Raw genomic sequence first — 26,140 nt, 5'->3', positions numbered from 1 at the left:
GCGAAGCCGCCACCCGGCGTTTACCGCCGCCCCAACGGCACCACCAGCGGCGTACCCGCCACAGGATCTGCAATAATCATGCAGCGCATTCCGTAGATCCGCTCGATAAGCTCCGGCGTCACAATCTCTTTCGGCGCGCCCTGCGCCACAATCTCGCCATCCCGCAGTGCAATCAGGTGCGTGGCGTAACGGCAGGCCTGATTTAAATCATGCAGCACCGCCGCCAGGGTATAACCCTGCGTGCGATTCAGCTCGCTTAACAACTCCAGAAGATCAATCTGGTGGCTGATATCAAGCCAGGTCGTTGGCTCATCCAGCAGCATAATCGACGTTTCCTGGGCCAGCACCATGGCTATCCACGCGCGCTGGCGCTGCCCGCCGGAAAGGGTATCCACACTTTGCTGAGCGAGTTCAGTAATGCCCGTCGCCTGCATGGCGCGGTTCACCGCGTCGTCATCCTCTTTGCGCCAGCGGGTGAACAGCGGCTGATGGGGATAACGCCCGCGCGCCACCAGCTCCAGCACCGTGATATCCCCCGGCGTGGTGGCATTTTGCGCCAGCAGCCCGATGCGCCTGGCCACCTCTTTACTGGCAAAGTTCTGGATCTGCTCACCATCAAGGTACACGCTGCCGTGAACCGGCGTCATCAGGCGGCTCAGCGTTCGTAGCAGGGTCGATTTACCGCAGCCGTTCGGCCCGATAATCGCCGTAAAATGGCCATCCGGGATCGCCACGGTCAAATCTTTAGCAATGATTTTTTTACCGTAGCCGAGGGTTAAGTTGTCGCCGCGCAAGCGGGTTGCTGTCTCTGTCATTTCTTGCGTGACTCCTGAACTAACAAGATGATGAGGTAAATACCGCCCAGGCTGACAGTCACCACGCCCACCGGAAGTTGGTAAGGCATAAACAGCTGCTGAGCGCACAGATCGGCGGCCAGCAACAGCAGCGAACCGCACAGTGCGGCCTGGGTTAACCCCCAGCGTGCGGTGCCGGAAAGACGCCGGGCAATATGTGGCGCAACCAGCGCAATAAATGAAATTGGCCCGGCGATGGCGGTGGCGGCAGCGGTCAGCAGCACGGCCACCAGCATCAGCATCAGACGTGAACGCTCGACGCTGACACCCAGCGCGCACGCGCTGTCGTCACCCATCTCCAGTAAACGCATACGGCGAACCAGTAGCAGCGCGCCGATAAACATCAGCAGGATCAGCGGTGCGGCAGGCCAGGTTTTGGCCCATGTCAGGCCGTTCAGCGAGCCGGCATACCACAGCCCTGCGGAAAGCGCCGTTTCCAGAGAGGCCTGCAATAACAGCCAGGTGTTGAAGGCCATCAGCATGGCGCGCACGCCAATCCCGATGATGATCAAACGGAAAGTGTCGATGCCGTTACGCCAGGCCAGCGCCCAGATAACCAACGACGTCAAAATGCCCCCGGCCATCGCGGTAAAGGTAATGGCCGTCAGGTGTTGACCAAACAGCACCATCGCCACCAGTACGCCACTCCAGGCACCGGTATTGAGGCCCATCACGTCCGGGCTGCCGAGCGGGTTGCGCATCAGTGACTGGAAAATGGCCCCGCTGACGCCCAGCGCCGCCCCCACCAGAATGGCCATCGCGACGCGCGGTAGCCGCCATTCGGTGACCACCATGGTGATATTGCGCGGTGCGCTGCCGGTCAGGGCGTTAAAGACCTGGGTAAAATCGAGCGTCACTGCGCCGCTGCGCAGGCTCCAGATCGCCAGCAACACGCTGGCGAGAGTCAGCAGGAACACGCTGGTGAGTAAACGACGGGACGGGGCCATCATGCGCCACCTCCACGTTTACGCCGTACCAGGAAAATCAGCACCGGCGCGCCAATAAACGCGCTCACCACCGACACGCGCAGCTCGCCGGGAACCAAAAGGCGACCCACAACATCGGCAAATAACAGCAGGGCAGGGGTGGCAAGCAGCGTGACGGGTAGCGACCAGCGGTGATCGGCGCCCACCAGCCAGCGTGCCATATGCGGCATCATCAGGCCGATAAAGGCAATCGGGCCAACCACTGCCGTTGCGCTGCCGCACAGTACGGTGATCGCGAGAAGTCCAATTAATTGCGTGCGTGCTACCCGGTTGCCGAGAGCGGTGGCGGTGTCGCTGCCAAGACTCAGGCTATTGAGCGAGCGGCTCAACAACAGCGCCACGGCGGCAGCAAGCATCACCGGGATGATGACGGCCTTCAGGGTCTCAAGCGTGCGGATATCCAGCGAACCGGCCTGCCAGAAACGCAGCTGATCGTAAACGTCCGGGTTCAGCAGGGCGATGCCGCTGGTTAACCCTTCCAGCACCGCCGCAAGGGCAACGCCCGCCAGCGTCAACCGTACCGGGCTGAGCTGCCCTCCGCCCTGGCTGCCGGTAAACGCCACCACCAGTGATGCCGCCAGTGCGCCGCAAAAAGCCATCACCAGTTGTTCAGAGGGCGACGTTAAACCAAACAGCGCTGCGCCAAGCACGATGGCAAAACTCGCGCCGGAGTTAACGCCCAGAATGCCCGGGTCGGCCAGTGGATTACGGGTGAGCGTTTGCATCAGTGCCCCGGCAAGACCCAGCGCGCCACCGGCCAGCAATCCGGCAAGAGTTCGGGGCAGGCGAGCATCCAGCACGATGGTGCAGTCGGCACTCTGACAGGTGCCAGAGAGCGCATCGACAATAACGGAAGCCGGCAGCGATTTCGCGCCAACCAGCAAACTGAGTGCAATCGCAAGGATCAACAGCAGCAATAAAACGGGCACGGCAATGGCGCGCACCGCGGAAGAGGAAAACGACATAGCAACGTCCATGATTTGATAATGATAGTAATTATCGTTATCTATCTTATTTGGCTATGTTAGCATGTGCCGCCATGGAATTGGTATAAAAGAAACCAGACAAGGCCTTGTAATGACCCAAAAATCCTGGCTGCTCAACCTCAGCCTGCTCAAAACACATCCGGCGTTTCGCGCCGTCTTTATCGCCCGTTTTATCTCTATTTTATCCCTCGGCCTGCTCGGCGTGGCCGTGCCGGTACAAATCCAGGCGATGACGCACTCCAGCTGGCTGGTGGGGCTTTCCGTCACCTTAACCGGCGGGGCGATGTTTATTGGCCTGATGGTCGGCGGAGTGCTGGCAGACCGTTACGAGCGTAAAAAACTGATCCTGCTGGCGCGCGGTACCTGTGGGGTGGGGTTTATCGGGTTGTGTCTGAATGCCATGCTGCCGGAGCCGTCGCTGATTGCGATTTACGCGCTGGGGCTGTGGGACGGCTTTTTTGCCTCCATCGGGGTGACGGCTCTGCTGGCGGCAACGCCTGCGCTGGTCGGGCGTGAAAACCTGATGCAGGCGGGGGCGATCACCATGTTGACCGTGCGTCTGGGCTCGGTGATTTCGCCGATGGTGGGGGGCCTGCTGCTGGCAACGGGCAACGTGGCGTGGAACTACGGCCTGGCGGCGGCAGGGACGTTTATCACCACCTTAACGTTGCTGCGTTTACCGGTTCTGCCGCCTCCACCACAGCAGCGTGAGCACCCGCTGAAATCACTGATGGCAGCGATCCGTTTTCTGTTCAGCAATCCGCTGATTGGCGGTATCGCCCTGCTGGGCGGTTTGCTGACGATGGCGAGCGCCGTGCGCGTGCTCTACCCGGCGCTGGCAGGCGAGTGGCAGATGAGTGCCTCCGAGATTGGCGTGTTGTATGCGGCTATCCCGCTGGGTGCGGCGTTTGGCGCACTGACCAGTGGTAACCTGGCGCAGAGCGCGCGCCCGGGGCTGATTATGCTGGTGGCAACACTGGCTTCGTTTATCGCAATTGGCTTCTTCAGCCTGATGCCGGTGTGGGCGCTGGGCGTGATGTGTCTGGTTATCTTTGGCTGGTTGAGTGCTGTCAGCTCGCTGTTGCAGTACACCCTTATCCAGACGCAAACCCCGGAAGGGATGCTGGGGCGGATTAACGGCCTGTGGACGGCGCAGAACGTCACGGGTGATGCCATTGGCGCGGCGATCCTCGGCGGGCTTGGCGCAATGATGACCCCGATGGCATCGGCGAGCAGCAGCGGGTTTGTGTTGGCTGTTGTTGGCGGGATCCTGTTAATGGGATTAGCAGAATTGCGCCGGTTCAGGCAGGAGGGGGATGGATCCTGTAGGTCGGGTAAGGCGTAGCCGCCACCCGACAAAACGCCCGGTGGTACTGCGCTTACCGGGCCTACGGGGAACGTGCCTCTTATTTGAAAATTGAATTCAAACGCTGCAAGACTAACATCGCGCTGTAATAATCCAGACGGAACGTCTCCGTGCCTAGTGCCCAGACGCGTTTATTCTGCACCGCTGGCAAATGCGCCAGAAGCGGATTGGCATAAATCGCGTCCACATCTTTCTGGTCACCGGCAAACAGGAACAGGCCTTCGCCGTTCAGCCCGGTTGCCAGATTTTCACCGCCTAACTGAATGATGTCGTGGCGCTTGCCCTGACTTTTTGAGGTCTGCAATCCGGCAGGCAATTGTGCAAGGGCAAAGCCCAGTTGATGCAGCAACTTGCCCTGCGCCGATTCAGCCGTCCACAGGTTTGCGCTGTGCGCGGCGGCGGTATAGACAATGGCATTCACCGGCTGCGGCGGTAGCCTCATCTGCTGTTTCACCAGGGCGAGCTGTTTATCAAATTCCGCAATGCGGGCCGCAGCCTGTTTTTCCTGCCCGGTAATGGTGCCGAGTTGTGTCAGCAGTTCCTGCCAGCTTTTGTCGTCGTAGTTGATGACAAGCGTTGGCGCGATGGCAGAAAGCTGTTCATAGAGGGCGAGGGCAGAATCACCGCCCGTGGCGCTAATCAGGATCAGGTCCGGCATCTGAGCGGCAACGGCTTCGGCGCTTGGCTCGCCAATATACAAACGCGTGAGCTTACGCTGTTTCGCGATATCCCCCCACTGACGCAAAAAACCCTGGGCATCCGCCACCCGATTATTTGGCGTGGTCGCACCGCTGGCGATGACCGGCGCATCAATCGCCAGCAGAGAGCCGGTCAGGGTCACGCTGGTTGAAACAATGCGGGTGGGTTTGCTTTCAAGCGTGTGAATGCCGTGGCTGTCGGTCACCTGGCGTGGCCAGTCGGCGGCGGTGGCTGAGGTAAGTCCTAAAACAAAAAGTCCTGTTAAAAGAAGGGCATTACGGTAAACGGCAGGGAGTTTCACAACGTCACATCCTGTTTTTATTGAGGTTAATGCTTCTCATTTTCATGATTGCAGCGAAGGGATGCAAGCGATAGTCGCACAAGTTGTTTGCTCCGCGGTTGACACCGGGGCGTTGTACGATTAGGTTAGCCATCGAAATATAAATGATAATCATTATTACTGCTTTTATCATTTTAAGGAGGATGATATGGATACGTCATTGGCTGAGGACATCCAGCACACCGCGACCACGCTGCAATCAGACAGCTTTTTCTTTATGTCGCCTTATCGCAGTTTTACCACGTCAGGCTGTTTTACCCGCATATCTGAATCCGCCGTCGGCGGTGATGATCCGGCAGGTGCCTTCCAGCAAAAAGTCGCCCAGGCTTTCCAGAAAGCGAAAACCAGCGGAATTGCTCACCCGATCATGGTGGGGGCTATCCCGTTTGATACGCGCGAACCGTCGTCCCTGTTTATTCCGCAAAGCTGGCAGACCTTCTCTCGCCCGGCGCGTCAGCAGTCTTCCCGTTATTTCTCTGACGCTCAGGCCCTGACAGTAAACACCCGCACTGAAATTCCACAGCAGCCGGTCTTTGAACAGATGGTTGCGCGCGCGGCTACGCTGACCGCCACGCCACAGGTGAACAAAGTGGTGCTGTCTCGACTGATTGATATCTCAACCGAAGAGAAAATTGACAGCGGCGCGTTGCTGGAACGGCTCATTGCGCAGAACCCGGCCAGCTTTAACTTCCACGTCCCGCTGGAAGATGGCGGCGTGTTGCTGGGCGCGAGCCCTGAACTGCTGCTGCGCAAAGACGGCGCGCACTTTAGCTCGCTGCCGCTGGCAGGTTCGGCGCGTCGTCAGCCAGATGATGTGCTGGACAGAGAAGCAGGTAACAAGCTGCTGGCCTCGGAAAAAGACCGCCACGAGCACGACCTGGTGACCCAGGCGATGAAAACCATTCTGATGCCACGCAGCCACCATCTGAGTATGCCGGCATCTCCGCAGCTCATCACGACCCCGACGCTGTGGCATCTGGCCACGCCGGTGGAAGGGGAAGCGCGTGAAAACGAAAACGCACTGACGCTGGCGTGTTTGCTGCACCCGACGCCTGCATTAAGTGGTTTCCCGCATCAGGCGGCAAAACAGCTGATCGCGGAGCTGGAGCCGTTCGACCGCCAACTGTTTGGCGGCATCGTGGGCTGGTGTGACAGCGAAGGCAACGGCGAGTGGGTGGTGACCATCCGCTGCGCACGCATTCACGACAAGACCGTTCGCCTGTTTGCCGGGGCGGGCATTGTTCCTGCCTCATCACCGGTGGGCGAATGGCGTGAAACCGGAGTGAAGCTCTCCACCATGCTGAACGTTTTTGGTTTGCACTAAGGAACAATTATGACTGTCCCCTTTACCCGTTGGCCGGACGAGTTCGCCCGCCGCTATCGTGAAAAAGGCTACTGGCAGGATCTGCCTCTGACCCGCATTCTGACCCGCCACGCCAATAATGACGCGGTGGCCATCATCGACGGTGAGCGCCGTTATACCTACCGCCAGTTGAATGAGGCGGTGGATAACCTTGCCAGCGCGTTACAGTCCCGGGGGCTGAAACGCGGCGATACCGCGCTGGTGCAACTGGGGAATGTGGCTGAGTTTTACATCACCTTCTTTGCGCTGTTGCAGGCGGGTGTTGCGCCCGTTAACGCGCTCTTTAGCCATCAGCGCAGCGAGCTGAATGCCTACGCGATGCAGATCAAACCGGCATTGCTGATTGCCGATCGTGACCACGCGCTGTTTGCCGGCGATGAGTTCCTCACCGCATTTGTGAATGAGCACCGCTCGGTGCGCGTGGTGTTGCTGCGTGGCGATAACGGCGAGCACGCGCTGGAGGCGGCGATTGCACGTCCGGCGGATAATTTCATCCCGAACCCGACCCCTGCCGACGAAGTGGCTTTCTTCCAGCTTTCTGGCGGAAGCACCGGCACGCCGAAACTGATCCCGCGTACCCACAACGATTACGACTACAGCATTCGTCGCAGTAACGAGATTTGCGGCATTACCGCAGACACCCGTTATCTGAACGCGCTGCCTGCGGCGCATAACTATGCCATGAGCTCGCCGGGATCGCTTGGCATCTTTACGGCAGGCGGCTGCGTGGTGCTGGCGAACGATCCAAGCGCCACGCTCTGTTTCCCGTTGATTGAAAAACACCAGATTAACGTGACCTCGCTGGTGCCGCCTGCGGTCAGCCTGTGGTTACAGGCAATTGTTGAAGGCGCGGGCAACGCACAGCTGCGGTCGCTGAAGCTGTTACAGGTGGGGGGCGCACGACTCTCTGCAACACTTGCCGCGCGAATTCCGGCAGAGATTGGCTGCCAGCTCCAGCAGGTATTTGGTATGGCGGAAGGGCTGGTGAACTACACCGCACTCGACGATTCCCCGGAACGGATCATGAACACTCAGGGCCGCCCGATGTGCCCGGATGACGAAGTGTGGGTAGCCGATGAGCACGGCAACCCACTGCCTCGAGGCGAAGTGGGGCGGCTGATGACGCGTGGGCCATATACCTTCCGTGGCTATTTCAACAGCCCGGCGCACAACGCCAGCGCCTTTGATGCCAACGGTTTTTACTGCTCCGGCGATCTGATCGCCATTGACGAGCAGGGTTACATCACCGTGCAGGGGCGCGAGAAAGATCAGATCAACCGTGGTGGCGAGAAGATCGCCGCAGAAGAGATCGAAAACCTGCTGCTGCGCCACGCGTCGGTGATCCACGCGGCACTGGTGAGCGTGGAAGACGACCTGCTGGGTGAGAAAAGCTGCGCCTGTCTGGTGGTGAAACAGCCGCTGCGTGCGGTCGAAGTGCGTCGCTTCCTGCGCGAACAGGGCGTTGCCGAATTCAAACTGCCGGACCGTGTGGAGAGCGTTGATGCGCTTCCGTTAACGCCCGTCGGCAAAGTCGATAAGAAACAGTTGCGCCTGTGGCTTGCTGAACGCGCCCAGGGCTGAGGAACAAGAACATGGCCATTCCAAAATTAACCGCTTACGCACTGCCCACTGCCGCAGACCTGCCGAACAACAAAGTGAACTGGGCGTTTGAGCCAGAGCGTGCTGCGCTGTTAATCCACGACATGCAGGAGTATTTTCTGAACTTCTGGGGCGAAAACAGCCCGATGATGGCGCAGGTGGTGGCGAACATCGCCAAAATTCGCGCTTACTGCAAAGAACACAACATTCCGGTTTACTACACCGCCCAGCCGAAAGAACAGAGCGATGAAGATCGTGCCCTGCTGAACGACATGTGGGGGCCGGGTCTGACCCGTTCACCGGAGCAGCAGCGTATTGTGGCTGAACTGACGCCAGATGAAGCCGACACCGTGCTGGTGAAATGGCGTTACAGCGCATTCCACCGCTCGCCGCTGGAATTGATGCTGAAAGAAACCGGCCGTAATCAGCTGCTGATCACCGGGGTTTACGCGCATATCGGCTGCATGACCACCGCCACCGATGCATTTATGCGTGATATCAAACCGTTCTTTATTGCCGACGCGCTGGCCGATTTCACCCGTGAAGAACACCTGATGTCGCTGAACTACGTGGCAGGGCGTTCCGGCCGCGTGGTGATGACCGACGAGCTGCTGCCATCCGTTCCGGCAACCAAAGCCGCGCTGCGTGAGCTGATCCTGCCGCTGCTGGATGAGTCCGATGAGCCGATGGATGACGAAAACCTGATCGACTACGGTCTGGATTCGGTGCGCATGATGGCGCTGGCCGCACGCTGGCGCAAAGTGCATGGCGATATCGACTTTGTGATGCTGGCGAAAAACCCAACCTTCGATGCCTGGTGGGCGCTGCTCTCCCGCGAGGTGAAGTAATGGTTGGATTCGATTTTACCGGCAAAACCGTCTGGGTGACGGGGGCAGGTAAGGGCATTGGTTACGCAACGGCCCTGGCATTTACCGGCGCAGGTGCGCAGGTGATCGGGTTCGATGTGGCGTTTCCGCTGGGGGATTATCCCTTTGCTACTGAAACCCTGAACGTGGCGGACTCCGCGCAGGTGAGTGAGGTGTGCGGGCGAGTGCTCGCCTCTGTTGATCGCCTCGACGTGCTGGTCAATGCCGCCGGGATCCTGCGTATGGGCGCAACGGACCAGCTCTCGCAGGAGGACTGGCAACAGACCTTCGCGGTGAACGTTGGTGGGGCGTTTAACCTGTTTCAGCAGACAATGGGCCAGTTCCGCCGTCAGCAGGGCGGGGTGATGGTTACCGTCGCGTCTGACGCGGCGCACACACCGCGTATCGGCATGAGCGCCTATGGCGCGTCCAAAGCGGCGCTGAAAAGCCTGGCACTCACCGTCGGGCTGGAGCTGGCGGGGAGCGGCGTGCGCTGTAATCTGGTGTCGCCGGGTTCAACCGATACCGATATGCAGCGCACGCTGTGGAAAAGTGACGATGCAGAACAGCAGCGTATTCGCGGTTTTGGCGAGCAGTTTAAGCTTGGTATCCCGCTGGGTAAAATCGCCCGTCCGCAGGAGATTGCCAACACCATTCTGTTCCTGGCATCCGACTACGCCAGCCATATCACCTTGCAGGATATTGTGGTGGACGGCGGCTCCACGCTGGGGGCGTAATGATCTGGAAACGTCATTTATCTCTCGACGCGCTGAACGCGACCAGCCAGAACACCATGGTGGCGCATCTGGGCATTGTCTATACCAAAATCGGTGACGACACGCTGGAGGCCGAAATGCCGGTGGATGTGCGCACGCATCAGCCGTTCGGGTTGCTGCACGGCGGGGCGTCTGCCGCACTGGCCGAAACGCTTGGCTCAATGGCCGGTTTTCTGATGACCCGCGACGGACAGAACGTGGTAGGCACAGAACTGAATGCCACGCATCATCGCGCGGTGTCTCAGGGCAAGGTGCGCGGCATGTGCCAGCCGCTGCATCTGGGGCGTTCCAGCCAGAGCTGGGAGATTGTGGTGTTCGACGAGCAGGGACGGCGCTGCTGTACCTGTCGGTTGAGTACCATGGTGCTGGGTTAGCGTTGTTGCCCGGTAAGCGAAAGCGCCACCGGGCACGTGTTACATCATCGACACGATCCGCTTCATCAGCCGAATTCTTGGTGCAATCGATGCCTTATCCAGCCACTCCGCCGGGCTGTGGAACCCTGCGCCAACCGGCCCTAAGCCGTCGAGCGTTGGAATACCCAGTGCAGCGGTGTGATTGGCATCGCTGCCGCCACCGACCGCCTGCCAGGTGATGGCAATGCCTTCCGCTTTTCCTGCTGCTTCCACTTGTTGCATCAGTGCCTGCGTCGCTTCGCTGGTTGCCATCGCCGGCTTGTGATTGACCTGTGTCAGGGTGGTCGTCACCCCATCTAAAAAGCCTTTTTCACATAATGCGTTAAGCGCCTGATTCACACGGTCATACTCATCGTTTTCCCAGAATCGAACATCGAGTTCAGCGACGGTTGTATCCGCAACCACGTTCGCTGCGCTGCCGCCGTGGATCACCCCGACGTTGAGCGTGGTTCCACGATCCCAGTCGGTCAACGCGTTGATGGCGATAACGCTGTTTGCCAGCGCCGTAATCGCTGAGCGGCCTTTTTCCGGGTCGTTACCCGCGTGTGCCGCCACGCCGCTAAAGGTGAGGTGATAGCCCGCCATTCCCTTGCGTGCTTTGACCAGCGATCCGTCGGCGCGTGCGGCTTCGCATACCAGCACGCAGCGAGAACGTTTTGCCAGCTCGCCAATCCACTGGTGAGAATGCACCGAACCGGTCTCTTCATCCGGGTTCATCGCCACGGCGATGGACAGGCGATCGTGGTCAGCGGCATCAAGCCCGCGCATTGCCCACAAAATATTCAGAAGCCCGCTCTTCATATCCGACACGCCGGGGCCGTACAGGCGGGAATCGTCCTCGCTCATCGGGCGCTCGGCGACGGTGCCGGGCGCAAACACGGTATCAAGATGGCCGACCAGCAGTACGTCGAACTGCGCCGCCAGGGGTTTATTGGTCACGAATACACCCGGTCCAACCTGGTCGCCTAAATCCACCTGTTCGGTGTGCCAGCCTTCCTGCTGCCAGAGTGCTTCGATAATACCTGCAACCGTCGCAACGCCTGTAAGGGTCTGGGTGCCGCAGTCTACGTTTACCAGTGTTTTCAGTTCTTCAATGTAATGATCCAGATTCATGATGATGTCCTGTTCAGAGAATAATGCGCATCAGCAGCATGGCTAAAAAAGCGTTAATGACCGAAATGGCAATCATCAGCGGAATACGTTTGGCGCGGGTGCCGATGACCCCCAGAATGCGGCCAAGATACTGCACCTGCGATCCCATCAGGTAGATAGCGGGGGCGAGGATTGCCAGATGCTCCCCGCTGATAATGCCTTTATCAAACAAGCCAATGGCCACGCCGATCCCACCGCCCATCGACATCCAGCCGCCAATCAGCACGGCTGCTGCTTCACCCGGCAGACCAAAAAGACCCATCAGCGGAGCGAAGACCATGCCCAGTCCTTTTAGCGCGCCGGTGATTTCAAGCGCCTTAATGATGATAAAGGCCATCACTACGTTGGGCAGGGTGCTGCTGGTGGCGATGCTCCAGCCTTTACGTGCGCCTTCGACAAATACATCGGTAATAACGGGGTTGGATTGTGGGGCACTCATACGGCGTCTCCTTTTGCCGGTTGTTTCACCAGGGCTTCTTTGCCCGTAAACGTCAGGATCAGGCGCAGCAGATTTGCGCCGACAATCTTCATGATGAACATCACGGCGATACAGGCACCGATGGAGGTCGGGACCGCCGCCGTACCATCAACGGCAATCAGCGTAAAAAGGATTGCCCCGGAGGAGAAAAAGTTGGTAATCATTGCCCCGGCGGAGAACTGGAACATGGCAAAAACGTCTTTTTCTTTTTCGCTTATTTGTCCTTCATCGGACAGGTTGCGGGTCAGGGATGCGCCCACGTCTGTACTTTGCAGGCTGCCAATCAGCGCCAGCCCGGTAGTGCCGGGGATACCCAGTAAAGGTCGCAGCAGGGGCGTTAAGAGCTTGCGTGCGGCACGCAGCGCGCCGTAATGTTCCAGCACGTTGATCATCCCCAGGGCAAACATCACTGCCGGAATTAACCCCAGCGCGAACAGAAATCCGTCCATCGCGCCGCTGCCGCCGGTGCCGCGAAAGGCGCTACTGGCGGTCGTCAGGGTGCCATCGTCCAGGCTGGCCTTGCTGACCACCTTGCCAAACGCCCCGTTGAGGGTGGTGAAATCAAAAACGCCGTACCACTCCTTTCCGCCTAACAGGCCGGAGAAGAAAACGGCAGCGAAAGCCAGCGCAAAGTACGCGCCGGGCCCAACCTTGTGATCCTGAGGTATTGAACTGTTCATATCCTTTTCCTTGTATGCGCGGAATGCGCAGGTTCATTCTGGCGAGGCTATGACCTGAAAAGATGATACAAATCATCCCGTAAGGCGGTGGCAGGAGGAAAAAGGCAAAAGTGTGACCGCTGACAGTGCGAAAGTGATCGGCTTAACAATGTGATGTAAATGTCTGGTTTGACCACACATTATTGCGTTTCAAAGTTGTTAAATTTTGGGCGTTGTTCTAGAAACAAAATGTAACATCCCACTGTTTCACAACAACGGACAACCACTATGAACAACTCAGGGAAATACCTTACATGGGCAGTGCTCTCCGTTGTGGGAGCATTTGCCCTGGGCTATATCGCCCTCAACCGGGGGGAACAGATCAATGCGCTCTGGATAGTTGTCGCCTCCGTCTGCATTTATCTGATCGCGTATCGTTTTTATGGCCGCTTTATCGCTAAAAATGTGCTGGCGGTTGATGCCACGCGCATGACGCCTGCCGTTCGTCATAACGACGGGCTGGACTATGTTCCCACCGATAAGAAAGTGTTGTTCGGCCACCACTTTGCCGCTATTGCCGGGGCAGGCCCGCTGGTGGGGCCTGTGCTGGCCGCCCAGATGGGGTATCTGCCGGGGATGATCTGGATCCTGGCAGGCGTGGTGCTGGCAGGGGCGGTGCAGGACTTTATGGTGCTGTTCGTCTCTACCCGCCGCGACGGGCGTTCGCTGGGTGAACTGGTGAAAGAGGAGATGGGCGCAACCGCCGGTGTGATTGCGCTGGTGGCGACCTTTATGATTATGGTGATCATTCTGGCGGTGCTGGCAATGATCGTGGTGAAAGCGCTGACCCACAGCCCGTGGGGGACGTACACCGTCGCCTTTACCATTCCGCTGGCGCTGTTTATGGGTATTTATATCCGCTATCTGCGTCCGGGGCGTATTGGCGAGGTCTCGGTGATTGGCCTGGTGTTCCTGGTGTTCGCCATTATCTCTGGCGGCTGGGTGGCGGAAAGCCCGACCTGGGCACCGTTCTTCGATTTTACCGGTGTGCAGCTGACCTGGATGCTGGTGGGCTACGGCTTTGTCGCGGCGGTTCTGCCTGTGTGGCTGCTGCTGGCCCCGCGTGATTATCTCTCCACCTTCCTGAAAATCGGCACCATTGTTGGGCTGGCTATCGGCATTCTGATTATGCGCCCAACGCTGACCATGCCTGCGTTGACTAAATTTATTGACGGTACTGGCCCGGTCTGGACCGGCAACCTGTTCCCGTTCCTGTTTATTACCATCGCCTGCGGTGCGGTGTCAGGCTTCCATGCGCTGATTGCCTCTGGTACCACACCGAAAATGCTCGCCAATGAAAATCAGGCCTGCCTGATTGGTTATGGCGGGATGCTGATGGAATCCTTCGTGGCGATCATGGCGCTGGTGTCTGCCTGCATTATCGACCCCGGTGTGTACTTTGCGATGAACAGCCCGATGGCGGTACTGGCACCAGCCGGAACCGTAGACGTGGTGGCATCTGCCGCACAGGTGGTGAGCGGCTGGGGCTTTGCCATTACGCCGGATACCCTGACCAGTATTGCTAATGAGGTGGGCGAGCAGTCGATTATTTCACGCGCGGGTGGTGCGCCTACGCTGGCGGTAGGGATGGCGTACATTCTGCACGGTGCGCTTGGCGGGCTGATGGATGTGTCATTCTGGTATCACTTCGCCATTCTGTTTGAAGCCCTGTTTATCCTGACGGCGGTAGACGCAGGTACACGTGCGGCGCGCTTTATGTTGCAGGATCTGCTGGGCGTTATCTCACCGAACCTGAAGCGGACTGATTCGTTACCGGCCAACCTGCTGGCAACGGCGCTGTGTGTCCTGGCGTGGGGTTACTTCCTGCATCAGGGCGTGGTGGATCCTCTGGGCGGGATTAACACCCTGTGGCCGCTGTTCGGTATTGCCAACCAGATGCTCGCCGGGATGGCGCTGATGCTCTGTGCGGTGGTGCTGTTCAAGATGAAACGCCAGCGTTACGCCTGGGTAGCATTGCTGCCAACCGCGTGGCTGCTGATCTGTACGCTGACCGCTGGCTGGCAGAAAGCCTTCAGCCCGGATAACAAAGTGGGCTTCCTGGCGATAGCTAACAAGTTCCAGGCAATGATCGACAGCGGTAAGATCCCGGTGCAGTATACGGAATCACAGCTGTCGCAACTGGTGTTTAACAACCGTCTGGATGCCGGGCTGACCATCTTCTTTATGGTGGTGGTCGTGGTGCTGGCGTTGTATTCTCTCAAAACCGCGCTGGCGGCGCTGAAAGAAGACAAGCCAACAGCGAAAGAGACACCGTATGAGCCAATGCCTGAAAACCTGGAAGAGATTGTGACCCAGGCGAAAGGGGCGCATTAACTTTTGTGCCGGGTGGCGCTCGCGCTTACCCGGCCTACATTCCCTGTGAGACCCATACTATGTTCGACACCCTCTCCAAAGCAGGCAAATACTTAGGCCAGGCCGCCAAAATGATGATTGGTGTGCCGGATTACGATAACTACGTCGAGCATATGCGCGTCAACCATCCCGACCAGACGCCGATGACCTACGAAGAATTTTTCCGCGATCGCCAGGATGCCCGTTACGGCGGCAAGGGTGGCGCGAAGTGTTGTTAACCCTCATTCGGTAAATAGAGGCTTATCTGTTCCTGCTTACAGCCGTAGATTGCCGCGAGTTTTTCGCGGGTGCGCTTTTGCGGGCGGGAGTCCAGTGCTTCAAGTTGTGACACCGCAGACTGGCTGATGCCAAGTTTATCAGCCACCTCCTGCTGGGACATGCCGCGCAGAATGCGCCAGGCGGCCTGCAGGCTGACGTCCTGCCAGGTCATGATGCTGCACACTTCTCCGGGCAGTTCGACATTATCATACTCATCGTGTTCGACTTCGATATCCTCAAGATCCTCATCAGTTTCGTCGTCTATCTCTGCCATCTGTAAGCACATGCGAAAGTATTCATCATAGGGTATGACCACGTACTGCGTTTTTCCGTTATCGTCCTTAATTAGCTGAACAGCCATAGGGAGTTTTCTCCTCGTGAAGGTATGTCGTTGATGTTCTGCGTTTGACGGCTAAAACATAACAATCGTTATCGGGATCGTCCCGAAGTGTAATCAGAACGCGGTAATCGCCAACGCGTAGCCGAAAATGATTTTCTGTCGCCGATATTTTTTTGATATCGGGCCGGGGAGCCGAGCGGTCATCCAGCTCGCTAAGCTTTACCTCAATCCGGCGTTGATATCGCTCGTCAATTCTCGAAAATGCCTTCTTTGCACTATTGGACCAGACAATCTTCATCCGTACCTCCACTGTACGCCCACACAAAATATAAGGAAATAATAAGACTATTAGATAAATTCCGAATTTCTTATGGGGGACTGTAGGACGGTGGAGTACGGAGAGAAAGAGGCAAAAGGTGAACCGTCGGGGTGGCTCGAAAACACCTCTGCCGGGCGACAGAGGTGTGCATGAAAAGTGCGATCAGGCGTTCAAACCGCCATCGACATCCAGGCCCGTCCCGGAGATCTGCCCGGCGGCTGGGCTTGCGAGGAAGGTGACGGCAGCGGCGATATCTTCCGGTTGGCCATAATGCCCTATGGCAATCATCTGGCGCTGAGCTTCTGCCTGTTCGCCATCTTCCGGGTTCATATCGCTATTGGTTGGGCCGGGATGCACAAGATTAACGGTAATACCGCGCGGCCCCAGATCGCGGGCAAGCCCCCGGGTGAAGGAGTTGAGGGCAGATTTGGTCATAGCGTAAACGGCGATACCGGGCATCGCCACGCGGTTAGCGAGGCAACTGCCGATGTTGATAATGCGCCCGCCGTCAGACATATGTACCAGCGCTTCCTGAGTGGTAAGCACCACACCACGAATGTTGACGTTAATCATCGCGTCAATATCCACAATCGTCAGGGCTTCCAGTGGGCCGCCGCGTGCAATCCCGGCGTTGTTAACCAGGATATCCAGGCCTCCGAGGGTACGCGCTGCGTGAGTTACGGCTTCCTGAATGGCCTCGGCGCTGGCGCTGTCGGCCTGAACCGCCTCGCTGTGCCGCCCAAGCGCTTTGATTTCACTGGCGACGGCCTGGGCTTTATCGGCGGATTTTTCATACGTAATAACCACATCGGCACCGGCGCGTGCCAGCGACAGTGCAATAGCTCGACCCAATCCACGGCTGGCGCCGGTGACCAGCGCCTTCTTACCTGTTAAATCGATCTGCATGATGACCTCGTTGCGAGAGTGATGAGAATCATCATTAGGTATAGACGCTTCGGTTGATTAGCGGTTAAAGGATTCCACTTTCTCAAACGCCGCGCGCAGAATTTCAGGCGTGAGCGTAACCGGCAAATAGTGAATCGACTCCACCGGGCGCAGGGTGTGGGCAATAATCTTGTCCAGCTCATCGTGGTTGTTGATATCGACGTCCAGCTCGCGAAGCCGGGTCGGCAGGTTAAAGCGTTGGTACGCTGCCACCAGTTGTGCCAGCACATCGTCCTGGCCTAGCAGGGCGCTTTGCACCAGGATGCCGTACGCCACTTTGGTACCATGAAGGTATTTTTCGGTTTGTGGCAACACGGTTAACCCGTTATGTACCGCATGAGCAGCCGCCACGCGGGTATAGCGTTCACCCAGACCGCCCACCATGCCGCCACCGGCGATAATGGCGTCCACCACATCGCGGAATGCCTGCGTCTCTTCGCCACGCTGCTGGTCAGCCAGTGCCTCTTCGCTGCGCTCCAGCAGCACGTCACGGATTGCCAGCGCGCCGTTGATCCCCAGACGCACGGTCAGCGGCAGGTTTTCCGGCTGTGGCGCCAGCACCACCGCTTCGTACCATTTCGCGAGCGTATCGCCGATGCCCGCCAGCAGGTATTCCGCAGGGGCATTCAGAATGATTTTCGGCTCCACCAGCACCAGGAAGTTGGCATCGTCGAAGATTTCGAACTGCAGCGCCTGACCTGCATCGTTATACCAGACGGAAAGCGGCGTCCATGCCGCGCAGGTAGCGGCAATGGTCGGGATCGCCACCACCGGCACACCCAGGCGGCGCGCCACGGCTTTGGCGGTATCGAGCAATGCGCCGCCACCAACGCCAATCACCACGCTGCGATCATCACCAGAGTCATTCACCAGATGGGTGACATCCCGCTCGCTACAATGGCCTTTAAATAACAGATGCTTTGCACCCGCAGCGTTAAAGCTCTCGGGCAGGAAAGGACGGGCACCCTCAATGGCGCGTTCGCCGTAAATCCACACCGCGCGGGAAAGCTGCTCCGGGGTAAAGAAATCATTCAGATGCGTAAGGCTTCCGGGGTGTGAGAAGTAATTTGCAGGGCCGGGAACGACGCGGATATCGGTATTGCTCATGGTGTTGTCCTTAATTTTAGGAAGCGCTAACCTGATGTTATGTCTGGACATCCAGATGGCTAATAATATTTTGCTTTATCTTATGCCTTTTCCGTCGTTGTCAGTCAACCAGAGCTGTGAAAAATTCAATAAATCAAAATATTAATGAAGGATTTAACGCGGATGGTTTCCAGTCGCCTTGAGATGCGCGGTATCAGCCTGGCCTTTTCTGGCTTTCAGGCGCTGTCGCGTGTGGATTTCACGCTGATCGGTGGAACCGTACACGCGTTGACCGGCGCTAATGGTGCAGGAAAGTCGACGCTGATGGCGGTGCTGTGCGGGACTCACGATCATTATGAAGGTGAGATCTGCATAAACAACCAGCCGGTGACAATCCGCGAACCACTCGATGCCAAACAGCTGGGCATCCATCTGGTGCAGCAGGAAGTGGACGTAGCGCTGATCCCGGGCTTAAGTATTGCTGAAAATATCATGCTCGATCAGCTGGCACAGCCGGGGCATGGCTATAACTGGCGTGCTATTCGCCAGCAGGCGCGACAGGCGCTGGCGCAACTGGATGTGGCGCTGGATGTGCGCCGCGGTATAGACAGCTGCACCCTTGCCGAAAAACAGCAAATTTTGCTGGCGCGCGCGTTGTCGCATCACTGCCGTTTTTTGATCCTCGACGAACCCACCGCCCCGCTGGATGCCCATGAAAGTGAGCGTCTGTTTACGGTGGTCAAACGCCTGCAACAGCAGGGGATCGGCGTGGTGTTTATCTCCCACCGTATTCACGAACTGAAAGCCATCTGCGACACCTTAACGGTTCTGCGCGACGGCAAGCTGATTGAGTCTGGTCCAATGGCGACGCTCAGCGGCGAAGAAATTGTCGAGAAGATGCTTGGCCACGAGCTGAGCGATATCTACCCACCGGCGCGCCCTCCTCACAGCGAAGAAACGCTGCTGCGGGTTGAAGGATTGCACGATGAAGCGCTGCTGAAAGATATCTCCCTGCATTTGCGTAAGGGCGAAATTCTTGGCATTGCGGGCCTGGCGGGGGCGGGGAAAACCGAACTCTGCAAAGCGCTGTTTGGGGCCAGCAAAAGCCGCGTGACGCGTGGTGAACTGAATCATCAGCCCTGGCAGCCGCGCAGCCCGGCAGATTCAGTACAGCGTGGTCTGGCGCTGGTGCCGGAAGAGCGGCGCAAAGAGGGCATTTTTATTGATGAACCGGTGAGCATGAATCTGGCGGTGACGGCGGATAACTCTTTTTCGCGCTGGAGCCTGTTTGGCCACCGCCAGGCGTGGCGCTGGGCGGAAGAGGTGATTGCCCGCGTGGGCGTCAGGGCGCGTGGGCCCGGCCAGGTGTTACGTCGGCTTTCCGGCGGTAATCAGCAGAAAGTCGCCATCGGCAAATGGCTGCGCAACGATGCCAGCGTACTGATTTTTGATGAACCCACCAAAGGCGTGGACGTGAAAGCCAAAACCGATCTGTTCCAGCTTATCGACGGGCTGGCGCGTGAGGGCAAAGGGGTGATTTATGCCTCCGGCGAATTTGCCGAGCTGGTGGGATTGTGCGATCGCATCTGTGTGTTGTGGGATGGCCGCGTTGTGGCGGAAATCGCCGGGGCGCAGGCCCGCGAAGAGACATTACTTTATTATTCAACCGGAGGAACGGCGTCGTGAGCAAGGCCCTTTCAGTGACTGCGGCGGTGTCTGGCCGTCAGCAAATTTTTGATTTTCTCTATAAGTGGGGCATGTTGCTGACTGTCGTCGCGCTGGTGGCCGTCTTTGGCCTGGCGTCGGACAACTTCCTCGATCCAAATAACATCATCAATATTCTGCGTTCAATCGCCATTGTGACGGTAATCGCCATCGGGGTATCGATTTCGCTGACTATCGGCGGGTTTGACCTCTCGGTGGGATCGACGGCATCGCTGGCTAACGCGCTGGTCGTTTCGCTGTTTGTCTGGCACGGCTTTGGCACTACCGAGTCGATTCTGATCACGCTTGCCCTCTGTACGCTGGTTGGGCTGTTTAACGCATTTCTGATAGTCATCCTGCGTATCCCGGACATGCTGGCTACGCTTGCCAGCCTGTTTGTTATCCAGGGGGTGGCGATGACCTACAGCTATGGCGGGTCGATCACTGAAAACATGGTACTGCCGAGCGGCGACATGGCGGAAGGGACCATTCCTGCGGCGTTCAGCCTGCTGGGGCAGGTGCCGACCATCGTCATCATCATGCTGGTGGTGACCATTCTGGCCCAACTGGGGCTGTCGCTGACTACCCACGGACGCCGCATGTACGCCATTGGCGGCAACCCGGAAGCGGCGCGTCTGTCGGGCATTCGCACCACGCGCTACAAGGTGGCGGCCTATGTGATTGCCTCTTTGCTGGCCGGACTCGGCGGCATTTTGCTGGCCTCACGTATTGGCTCATCGCAGGTGAATGCAGGTGGGGGATATCTGATGGATGCGGTGGCCGCCGCGTGGATCGGTTTCTCGCTGGCAGGCTCCGGTAAACCGAATGCACTCGGGACGCTGGTCGGGGCGGTTATCCTCGGCGTGCTGTCGAACGGCCTGGTGATGCTGTCGGTGCCGTACTACGCAATGGACATTATAAAAGGGCTGGTGCTCGCAGTGGCGCTGGCGATTACTTACATACAAAAACGCTAACGACTTATAACAACACAACGGGATAACAGAATGAAAAAAATCGCACTCTCTTTGGTGGCATTAGGGTTATTGACTGCACTGCCAGGCTATGCGGCAACGCCAGCGCCAGTTCCGGCAGCCATTGCAAACCACGACGGCCCGATCCGCATTGCGGTGATCAGAAATCTCGGCTCTGACGACAACACCACCCAGTTTGTCGCCGGTGCCATTCAGGAAGGGAAAAAGCTCGGCTTTAAGGTCAGCACCTTTTTAAGCAACGGTGATGATGCCAAATTCCAGGACTTCGTGAACCAGGCGATTAGCCAGAAGTATGACGGGATCATCCTCTCTCAGGGGCGCGATCCGTACTCAACGGCGCTGGTGAAGAAAGCGGTGGATGCCGGGATTAAAGTATCGGTATTTGATACCGCCGTTAACGGCACAATCCCGGGAGTGACCGTCACTCAGCAGGATGACGCCTCCCTGACGAATCTCTCCTTCGGCCAGCTGGCGAAAGATTTCAATGGTAAGGCGAACATCGTCAAGCTGTGGGTGGCAGGCTTCCCACCGATGGAGCGCCGCCAGGCCGCGTATAAAGAGCTGCAAAAGCAGTATCCGGATATCAAAGAGCTGGAATCCATTGGCGCAGTGTCTTCTGACGTGCAGGGCGACACCGCCAACAAAGTGGGTGCGATTCTGGCGAAATACCCGAAAGGCAAAATCGACGCCATCTGGGGAACCTGGGATGCATTCAGCCAGGGCGCGTATAAGGCCCTGAAAGAGAATGGCCGCACTGAAATCAAACTCTACAGCATCGATATTTCTAACCAGGATTTGCAACTGATGCGTGAATCCGGCAGTCCGTGGAAAGTGAGCGTGGCCGTTGATCCGAAGCTGATTGGCGCGACGAACGTGCGTCTGGTTGCCAACAAGATTGCCGGTGAAACCACGCCTGCGACCTACGATTTCAAAGCTGCGGCGATCCCGCAGGCGCTGCTGACCGCGCAGCCAGGGGCGGTGAACGTGGCGTCGCTGGGTAAAATCATCCCGGGCTGGGGCCAGACCGAAGATTTTATCGCGCCGTGGTTTGCGACGCTGGAAGCGAAAAATAAATAAACCCCTGCCCGGTGGCGCTGCGCTTACCGGGCCTACGGATTTGTAGGCCGGGTAAGGCGCAGCCGCCACCCGGCAAAAAGGAGCCAGAAGTGACCCAATTACCGCCTCCTGAATACAGCCGCAATATGCGGCTGATTGGCCATAGCGACCAGGGTGGTCGCCCTGACGGCGTACAGCTGATGGTGCATCGCGGTTTTGCGTATATTGGCCATATGGTGTCGCAGGGGTTTTCGATTGTGGACGTACGCGACCCGAAAAATCCAAAAGCGGCGGGCTACGTGCCTGCGCCACCCGGCACCTGGAATGTGCATCTTCAGGCGCACGACGACCTGCTGCTGGTGATTAACGCCCGGGATCTGTTTGCCGATGCTCGATTTGCGGATGAAAAGGTGTATTACACCCGCCAGGTGGGGGAAACCGTCAGCGACGTGCAGGATAAAGGCTGGAGCGCGGGGCTGCGGGTGTTTGATATCTCCACCCCGGATAAACCACGCGAAATCGGTTTTTTGTCGCTGAATGGCATCGGTATTCACCGTATCTGGTATGTAGGTGGACGCTGGGCGTACGTGTCGGCGCTGATCGACGGTTTTACCGATTACATCTTCCTGACCATCGATCTGACCGATCCGTGTAAGCCCGAGGTGGCGGGGCGCTGGTGGCTGCCGGGGATGCACCAGGCTGAAGGTGAGCAACCTAACTGGCCGGAAGGTAAACGCTATGCGCTGCACCACGCGATTATCGCCGGGGACACTGCCTACGGCAGCTGGCGTGACGGTGGGCTGACATTGCTGGATGTGAAAGACAGAACCCAGCCGAAGCTGATTAGCCATCGTAACTGGAGCCCGCCATTTGGTGGTGGCACGCATACTGCGCTGCCGTTGCCGGATCGCGACCTTCTGGTGGTGCTGGACGAAGCGGTGCTTGATAACCAGCAAGATGGCGAGAAGCTGATCTGGCTGTTTGATATTCGCGAGCCGTCTAACCCGGTGAGTATCTCTACTTTTCCGCAGCCGAATGAGATTGACTACGTGGCAAAAGGAGCGCACTTCGGCCCGCATAACCTGCATGAAAACCGGCCGGGAAGCTTTGTCAGTTCAACGCTGATTTTCGCCACATATCAGAATGCCGGTGTACGTGCGTATGACATTTCTAATCCGTATCGCCCGGTTGAAACGGGAGCGCTGGTTCCTGCGGCACCGGCGAAGATGATGGATACGCGGCCGAATCGCCCGCAGGTGATCCAGTCGTGCGATGTGTTTGTGGACGCCCAGGGGATTATTTACAGCACGGATTATAACGGTGGGTTATCGGTGATTGAGTATTTGGGATGAGTTTTTGCCGGGTGGCGGCTTCGCCTTACCCGGCCTACATTCGAATCGTAGGCCCGGTAAGCGCAGCGCCACCGGGCACAAAGCCGGCACTCAGCTGTACTGACGCACTCGTGCCACCAGCTCTTCCACGTTGTCGATGCGCTCGGCAATCACAATCAACGCTCTGCCAAGCGTAATGGCATGGCGCAGACATTCGTGGCGCATGGCGTCGTCCTGAATGGTGTCGATATCGGCCACGTGCGAAAGGCCTACGCTGCGGCGAATCAGTTCGGTGCCGCAGAAACCGATGGCATCTTTCCACACTTTTTTCAGGAACTCAGAGGCATAACCTGGTGCGCTCAGCGCGGCATCGCGCGTTTTCTCGTGTGCCAGCGCCTGGAAGCGTTCTGAGAAGGTATTCCACAGCACCTGGATATCGGTCAGGCGTTGTTCGCGGGCGGCGGCGGCGTCACGAATACCCAGATGTCCTGGCAGGCCGCAGAAGTTCAGCAGCAGGTTGCCGATAGCCGTACCCACGTCGAAACCGATCGGGCCGTAATAACCAAATTCCGCATCGATAGCTTTCAGACTACCGTCAGCCACGAAGATTGAGCCACTATGGATATCACCGTGCAGCAAGGCTTCGGCCTGGGAGAAGAAACGGTGCTTGAGTGAGGCCACCGCGACTTTTAACTGAGCATCATCACGCAGGGCGGCCACGTCGTTTTCCAGTGCGGCAGGGTAGTTGTTACGCTCGTGGATCTGATACGGATCGTTGAAGAACAGATCTTCGGTTATCTCGCACATCTCCGGGTTAATGAACTTCGCCACCTGCGCTTTTTTATCGTGCGGGTGCAGATAAAAGTCGCTGGTGTGGAACAGCGTGTGGGCGAGATATTCCCCCAGCTGGCGTGCGGCCTGTGGGTAGAAGGTGTTTTTAATCAGCTCGCCGCGCCAGATGTTATGGCTGGAGAGATCTTCCATCACCATTACTGCCAGTTCCGGGTCGAAGTGGTGAATTTTAACGGTGTGCTGTGGGCTGTGCTGGTAATGCTCAACCAGGGTTTGCGCCTCCAGACGGGCGCGGTCCAGCGTTAACGGCCAGGACTCGCCAACACAGCGGACGTAAGGCAGAGCCTGTTTTACGATGATGCGGCTTACACCTTGCGTATCGTAAATTTTGAAAACCAGATTGAGGTTGCCGTCGCCCACTTCCTGCGCCTGTACCAGTGAGGAGGGATCGTCAAGGCCGCCAAACTGCTTTGCATACTCCACGGCGTCCTGGGCGGTAAAGGTACGGTATTGCGACATTGCCTGATCCTCACTGATTTTGGTAATAAAGACATTTAGACGTCTATACATCTGGATTTCATCCTGACACAATGTGATACATCAACGCAACAGAGAATTAACGACATGCAGACATTACAGACGACCAGCCTGCGGGTGGCGGAAAATCAGCTATTTATTCTCGATCAGCAGGCGCTTCCACAGGAGAAACGCTGGCTGGATGCTTCCACCACCGAGGCGCTGGTGGGGCATATCCACGCCCTGCGCGTGCGTGGTGCGCCGTTGATTGGGCTTTCTGCAAGCCTGCTGCTGGCCCTGCTGGCTGAAAATGGCAAAAGTCGTGACGAGCTTTCGCAGGCGCTGGAAACGCTGCGCGCCTCCCGCCCGACGGCGGTCAACCTGATGAATAACCTCGACCGTATGAAGCTGGCTCTGTGGCAGGAAGATTTTGTTCCGGCACTGGTGGCAGAAGCGCTGCGTCTGATTGACGAAGATAAGCAGTTGTGCGACGCCATTGCGAAAGCCGGTAGCGCGCTGGTTAAGCCCGGTAGCCGCCTGCTGACGCACTGCAATACTGGCGGGCTGGCGACTGCGGGTGTGGGTACGGCGCTTGGGGTGATTGCCCGTGCTCATCAGGAAGGCAATGTCAGCAACGTTTGGGTAGACGAAACACGTCCTCTGTTGCAGGGCGGAAGACTGACCGCATGGGAGCTGGGTGAGCTTGGCGTACCCTATCAGCTGATTACCGATTCCATGGCCGCCAGCCTGATGGCAAAAGGGCAGGTGGACGCCGTATGGGTAGGTGCAGACCGCATTGCCGCTAACGGCGACGTGGCGAACAAAATTGGCACTTACTCGCTGGCGGTACTGGCGAAATTCCATGGTATTCCGTTCTACGTTGCCGCCCCGCAAACCACGCTCGACCCGGACTGCCCGAACGGTGACGCTATCCCAATTGAACAACGCGCCGCCAGCGAAGTGACTGGCGTGGCGGGCAGCTTTGGTGCAGTGCAGTGGGCGCCTGAAAATGCGCAGGTTTACAACCCGGCATTTGACGTCACACCGGCGTCGCTTATCAGTGGGTGGGTGCTGGATACCGGCGTAGTGACGCCAGAGGACGTGGCAAAGGGGAAATTTGCCTGAGCCGGACTATCCTTTAAGGGTTTCCCTTAAAGAGGACCGTAACGTGACTCTTGATCCTGATACTGACCTAAAACTGGAACGCGTGGTGGATGCGCCACGCGACCTGCTGTGGCTCTGCTGGACCACACCGGAACACATCAAAAACTTCTTCATCCCCGTTCCTCATAAAGTCACCGAATGCGACCTCGACCTGCGTGTGGGCGGGCGGTTTAACACCGTTTTTGAGGTGGATGGGCAACGGATGGACAACAAGGGCGTCTTTCTGGAAATTGACCCGGGCAGAAAGCTGGTCTTTACCGATGGCTACAACGAAGACTGGAAACCGGCTGAAAAACCCTTTATGACGGCGATCCTGCTGCTGGAAGATGCGGGAGAAGGGAAAACCCGTTACACCGCGATTGCGCGTCATCCAACGGCGGAAATCCGTGAACAGCATGAACAGATGGGCTTCCACGAAGGGTGGGGCATTGTGCTGGATCAGCTGGTGGAGTATGTGAAATCTCTTAGACCCCCTCTCCCACCGGGCTGAGGGTTCCCCAGTAATTTTTGTCTTTAATTCAGCGATGATATTACGCCATTGAATTAAGGGGCTTACAGCGGTGTCATGGTCCGGCTGAAAATCGCCGAAGCGTTTACTGAAGGCCGGGGCGACGCGCATGGATGCGCGGCGAGGGCGGCTTTACAGGGACGTTTCATCCGCCCGTCC

General features: G+C 57.7%; 26 protein-coding genes. 14 read left to right on the top strand and 12 right to left on the bottom strand.

Translation table 11 applies throughout. The features are described 5' to 3' along the window. Nucleotides 1-20: 20 nt before the first annotated feature. From fepC to fepD, 3 genes are read right to left on the bottom strand one after another with little or no spacing between them, the layout of a single operon-like run. Nucleotides 21-815, bottom strand: coding sequence for an iron-enterobactin ABC transporter ATP-binding protein (fepC, locus tag ACS603_RS17345; RefSeq protein ID WP_474944630.1), 795 nt, complete (start codon nt 813-815; stop codon nt 21-23). Then, nucleotides 812-1,801, bottom strand: a complete 990-nt coding sequence (gene fepG / locus ACS603_RS17340; protein ID WP_315688682.1) for an iron-enterobactin ABC transporter permease — start codon at nt 1,799-1,801, stop codon at nt 812-814. Before fepG ends, fepC begins: the two co-directional genes overlap by 4 nt. Next, nucleotides 1,801-2,805, bottom strand: a complete 1,005-nt coding sequence (gene fepD / locus ACS603_RS17335; RefSeq protein WP_474944629.1) for a Fe(3+)-siderophore ABC transporter permease — start codon at nt 2,803-2,805, stop codon at nt 1,801-1,803. Before fepD ends, fepG begins: the two co-directional genes overlap by 1 nt. A 112-nt stretch (nt 2,806-2,917) precedes the next feature. Between fepD and entS the strand changes: the two genes are divergently transcribed. Then, entirely contained in the window at nt 2,918-4,171 is a 1,254-nt protein-coding gene (entS, locus tag ACS603_RS17330) for an enterobactin transporter EntS (protein ID WP_474944628.1), read from the top strand. Between the two features lie 61 nt (nt 4,172-4,232). On the opposite strand, the gene fepB is transcribed toward entS, so the two are convergent. Further along, the gene (gene fepB, locus ACS603_RS17325; protein WP_315688091.1) at nt 4,233-5,192 is read right to left on the bottom strand and encodes a Fe2+-enterobactin ABC transporter substrate-binding protein; all 960 of its coding nucleotides are present in this window, start codon (nt 5,190-5,192) and stop codon (nt 4,233-4,235) included. 187 nt (nt 5,193-5,379) lie between these two features. Between fepB and entC the strand changes: the two genes are divergently transcribed. Genes entC through entH form a run of 5 tightly spaced genes read left to right on the top strand, consistent with a single transcriptional unit; the run spans nt 5,380 to nt 10,209 of the window. Next, nucleotides 5,380-6,555, top strand: coding sequence for an isochorismate synthase EntC (gene entC / locus ACS603_RS17320; RefSeq protein ID WP_315688092.1), 1,176 nt, complete (start codon nt 5,380-5,382; stop codon nt 6,553-6,555). 9 nt (nt 6,556-6,564) lie between these two features. After that, complete coding sequence (gene entE, locus ACS603_RS17315; RefSeq protein WP_474944627.1) at nt 6,565-8,175, top strand: (2,3-dihydroxybenzoyl)adenylate synthase EntE; 1,611 nt, start codon at nt 6,565-6,567, stop codon at nt 8,173-8,175. Nucleotides 8,176-8,186: 11 nt separating this feature from the next. Beyond that, nucleotides 8,187-9,041: an isochorismatase gene (locus tag ACS603_RS17310; protein ID WP_182059973.1), complete on the top strand. Its 855-nt coding sequence runs from the start codon at nt 8,187-8,189 to the stop codon at nt 9,039-9,041. Then, nucleotides 9,041-9,796, top strand: coding sequence for a 2,3-dihydro-2,3-dihydroxybenzoate dehydrogenase EntA (gene entA / locus ACS603_RS17305; protein WP_182059974.1), 756 nt, complete (start codon nt 9,041-9,043; stop codon nt 9,794-9,796). Before ACS603_RS17310 ends, entA begins: the two co-directional genes overlap by 1 nt. After that, nucleotides 9,796-10,209: a proofreading thioesterase EntH gene (gene entH, locus ACS603_RS17300; protein WP_182059975.1), complete on the top strand. Its 414-nt coding sequence runs from the start codon at nt 9,796-9,798 to the stop codon at nt 10,207-10,209. Before entA ends, entH begins: the two co-directional genes overlap by 1 nt. 39 nt (nt 10,210-10,248) lie before the next feature. Here the strand turns inward: entH and ACS603_RS17295 are convergent, their stop codons facing one another. Genes ACS603_RS17295 through ACS603_RS17285 form a run of 3 tightly spaced genes read right to left on the bottom strand, consistent with a single transcriptional unit; the run spans nt 10,249 to nt 12,558 of the window. Beyond that, a complete protein-coding gene (locus ACS603_RS17295) occupies nt 10,249-11,361 on the bottom strand; it encodes a M20 family metallopeptidase (RefSeq protein WP_315688095.1) in 1,113 nt (370 codons plus the stop codon). A 13-nt stretch (nt 11,362-11,374) separates the two neighbouring features. Continuing rightward, the gene (locus ACS603_RS17290; protein ID WP_182059977.1) at nt 11,375-11,839 is read right to left on the bottom strand and encodes a YjiG family protein; all 465 of its coding nucleotides are present in this window, start codon (nt 11,837-11,839) and stop codon (nt 11,375-11,377) included. Next, nucleotides 11,836-12,558, bottom strand: coding sequence for a nucleoside recognition domain-containing protein (locus ACS603_RS17285; RefSeq protein WP_182059978.1), 723 nt, complete (start codon nt 12,556-12,558; stop codon nt 11,836-11,838). The genes ACS603_RS17290 and ACS603_RS17285 overlap by 4 nt, the downstream gene beginning before the upstream one ends. 267 nt (nt 12,559-12,825) lie before the next feature. Between ACS603_RS17285 and cstA the strand changes: the two genes are divergently transcribed. Together cstA and ACS603_RS17275 are read left to right on the top strand one after the other, a co-directional pair. Next, nucleotides 12,826-14,931 carry a pyruvate/proton symporter CstA gene (cstA, locus tag ACS603_RS17280; RefSeq protein WP_446492391.1) on the top strand — a complete coding sequence of 702 codons (2,106 nt, stop codon included), beginning with the start codon at nt 12,826-12,828 and terminating at the stop codon, nt 14,929-14,931. Between the two features lie 59 nt (nt 14,932-14,990). After that, a complete protein-coding gene (locus ACS603_RS17275) occupies nt 14,991-15,188 on the top strand; it encodes a YbdD/YjiX family protein (RefSeq protein WP_006809671.1) in 198 nt (65 codons plus the stop codon). Here ACS603_RS17275 and ACS603_RS17270 read toward each other — a convergent pair. The 4 genes from ACS603_RS17270 to ACS603_RS17255 form a co-directional block, all read right to left on the bottom strand. Further along, a complete protein-coding gene (locus tag ACS603_RS17270; RefSeq protein WP_474944626.1) occupies nt 15,185-15,589 on the bottom strand; it encodes a helix-turn-helix domain-containing protein in 405 nt (134 codons plus the stop codon). The two genes, ACS603_RS17275 and ACS603_RS17270, sit on opposite strands and share 4 nt — an antisense overlap. Then, nucleotides 15,570-15,866: a type II toxin-antitoxin system RelE family toxin gene (locus tag ACS603_RS17265; protein ID WP_182059981.1), complete on the bottom strand. Its 297-nt coding sequence runs from the start codon at nt 15,864-15,866 to the stop codon at nt 15,570-15,572. Before ACS603_RS17265 ends, ACS603_RS17270 begins: the two co-directional genes overlap by 20 nt. Nucleotides 15,867-16,049: 183 nt before the next feature. Next, entirely contained in the window at nt 16,050-16,793 is a 744-nt protein-coding gene (locus tag ACS603_RS17260) for an SDR family NAD(P)-dependent oxidoreductase (protein ID WP_182059982.1), read from the bottom strand. 57 nt (nt 16,794-16,850) lie between these two features. Next, nucleotides 16,851-17,939 carry an oxidoreductase gene (locus ACS603_RS17255; protein WP_182059983.1) on the bottom strand — a complete coding sequence of 363 codons (1,089 nt, stop codon included), beginning with the start codon at nt 17,937-17,939 and terminating at the stop codon, nt 16,851-16,853. Nucleotides 17,940-18,101: 162 nt separating this feature from the next. Here ACS603_RS17255 and ACS603_RS17250 point away from each other — a divergent pair, with 162 nt between their 5' ends. The 4 genes from ACS603_RS17250 (at nt 18,102) to ACS603_RS17235 (ending at nt 23,022) form a co-directional block, all read left to right on the top strand. Next, nucleotides 18,102-19,604, top strand: a complete 1,503-nt coding sequence (locus tag ACS603_RS17250; RefSeq protein WP_182063532.1) for a sugar ABC transporter ATP-binding protein — start codon at nt 18,102-18,104, stop codon at nt 19,602-19,604. After that, nucleotides 19,601-20,596 (top strand): ABC transporter permease, encoded by a 996-nt coding sequence (locus ACS603_RS17245; protein ID WP_315688099.1) that lies wholly within the window; start codon nt 19,601-19,603, stop codon nt 20,594-20,596. The genes ACS603_RS17250 and ACS603_RS17245 overlap by 4 nt, the downstream gene beginning before the upstream one ends. A 30-nt stretch (nt 20,597-20,626) precedes the next feature. Beyond that, the gene (locus ACS603_RS17240) at nt 20,627-21,691 is read left to right on the top strand and encodes a sugar ABC transporter substrate-binding protein (RefSeq protein ID WP_182059985.1); all 1,065 of its coding nucleotides are present in this window, start codon (nt 20,627-20,629) and stop codon (nt 21,689-21,691) included. A gap of 89 nt (nt 21,692-21,780) precedes the next feature. Continuing rightward, the gene (locus tag ACS603_RS17235) at nt 21,781-23,022 is read left to right on the top strand and encodes an LVIVD repeat-containing protein (RefSeq protein ID WP_182059986.1); all 1,242 of its coding nucleotides are present in this window, start codon (nt 21,781-21,783) and stop codon (nt 23,020-23,022) included. Between the two features lie 90 nt (nt 23,023-23,112). Here ACS603_RS17235 and mtnK read toward each other — a convergent pair whose 3' ends face one another. Next, nucleotides 23,113-24,312 (bottom strand): S-methyl-5-thioribose kinase, encoded by a 1,200-nt coding sequence (mtnK, locus tag ACS603_RS17230; RefSeq protein ID WP_474944633.1) that lies wholly within the window; start codon nt 24,310-24,312, stop codon nt 23,113-23,115. Nucleotides 24,313-24,417: 105 nt separating this feature from the next. Here mtnK and mtnA point away from each other — a divergent pair, with 105 nt between their 5' ends. Both mtnA and ACS603_RS17220 read left to right on the top strand, forming a co-directional pair. Then, nucleotides 24,418-25,434: an S-methyl-5-thioribose-1-phosphate isomerase gene (gene mtnA / locus ACS603_RS17225; protein ID WP_315688101.1), complete on the top strand. Its 1,017-nt coding sequence runs from the start codon at nt 24,418-24,420 to the stop codon at nt 25,432-25,434. Nucleotides 25,435-25,477: 43 nt separating this feature from the next. Then, complete coding sequence (locus ACS603_RS17220) at nt 25,478-25,963, top strand: SRPBCC family protein (RefSeq protein ID WP_474944625.1); 486 nt, start codon at nt 25,478-25,480, stop codon at nt 25,961-25,963. Nucleotides 25,964-26,140 lie beyond the last annotated feature (177 nt).

The organism is Enterobacter sp. Li2LvB3 (assembly GCF_056156645.1).
Note: the sequence above shows the minus strand (reverse complement) of the source record. Positions and strands in the feature narration are given on the sequence as shown.

Coding starts and splice junctions, on each gene's coding strand:
- fepC (WP_474944630.1), bottom strand. CDS start 815: ATGACAGAGACAGCAACCCGCTTGCGCGGCGACAACTTAACCCTCGGC.
- fepG (WP_315688682.1), bottom strand. CDS start 1,801: ATGGCCCCGTCCCGTCGTTTACTCACCAGCGTGTTCCTGCTGACTCTC.
- fepD (WP_474944629.1), bottom strand. CDS start 2,805: ATGTCGTTTTCCTCTTCCGCGGTGCGCGCCATTGCCGTGCCCGTTTTA.
- entS (WP_474944628.1), top strand. CDS start 2,918: ATGACCCAAAAATCCTGGCTGCTCAACCTCAGCCTGCTCAAAACACAT.
- entC (WP_315688092.1), top strand. CDS start 5,380: ATGGATACGTCATTGGCTGAGGACATCCAGCACACCGCGACCACGCTG.
- entE (WP_474944627.1), top strand. CDS start 6,565: ATGACTGTCCCCTTTACCCGTTGGCCGGACGAGTTCGCCCGCCGCTAT.
- ACS603_RS17310 (WP_182059973.1), top strand. CDS start 8,187: ATGGCCATTCCAAAATTAACCGCTTACGCACTGCCCACTGCCGCAGAC.
- entA (WP_182059974.1), top strand. CDS start 9,041: ATGGTTGGATTCGATTTTACCGGCAAAACCGTCTGGGTGACGGGGGCA.
- entH (WP_182059975.1), top strand. CDS start 9,796: ATGATCTGGAAACGTCATTTATCTCTCGACGCGCTGAACGCGACCAGC.
- ACS603_RS17295 (WP_315688095.1), bottom strand. CDS start 11,361: ATGAATCTGGATCATTACATTGAAGAACTGAAAACACTGGTAAACGTA.
- ACS603_RS17290 (WP_182059977.1), bottom strand. CDS start 11,839: ATGAGTGCCCCACAATCCAACCCCGTTATTACCGATGTATTTGTCGAA.
- ACS603_RS17285 (WP_182059978.1), bottom strand. CDS start 12,558: ATGAACAGTTCAATACCTCAGGATCACAAGGTTGGGCCCGGCGCGTAC.
- cstA (WP_446492391.1), top strand. CDS start 12,826: ATGAACAACTCAGGGAAATACCTTACATGGGCAGTGCTCTCCGTTGTG.
- ACS603_RS17275 (WP_006809671.1), top strand. CDS start 14,991: ATGTTCGACACCCTCTCCAAAGCAGGCAAATACTTAGGCCAGGCCGCC.
- ACS603_RS17270 (WP_474944626.1), bottom strand. CDS start 15,589: ATGGCTGTTCAGCTAATTAAGGACGATAACGGAAAAACGCAGTACGTG.
- ACS603_RS17265 (WP_182059981.1), bottom strand. CDS start 15,866: ATGAAGATTGTCTGGTCCAATAGTGCAAAGAAGGCATTTTCGAGAATT.
- ACS603_RS17260 (WP_182059982.1), bottom strand. CDS start 16,793: ATGCAGATCGATTTAACAGGTAAGAAGGCGCTGGTCACCGGCGCCAGC.
- ACS603_RS17255 (WP_182059983.1), bottom strand. CDS start 17,939: ATGAGCAATACCGATATCCGCGTCGTTCCCGGCCCTGCAAATTACTTC.
- ACS603_RS17250 (WP_182063532.1), top strand. CDS start 18,102: ATGGTTTCCAGTCGCCTTGAGATGCGCGGTATCAGCCTGGCCTTTTCT.
- ACS603_RS17240 (WP_182059985.1), top strand. CDS start 20,627: ATGAAAAAAATCGCACTCTCTTTGGTGGCATTAGGGTTATTGACTGCA.
- mtnK (WP_474944633.1), bottom strand. CDS start 24,312: ATGTCGCAATACCGTACCTTTACCGCCCAGGACGCCGTGGAGTATGCA.
- mtnA (WP_315688101.1), top strand. CDS start 24,418: ATGCAGACATTACAGACGACCAGCCTGCGGGTGGCGGAAAATCAGCTA.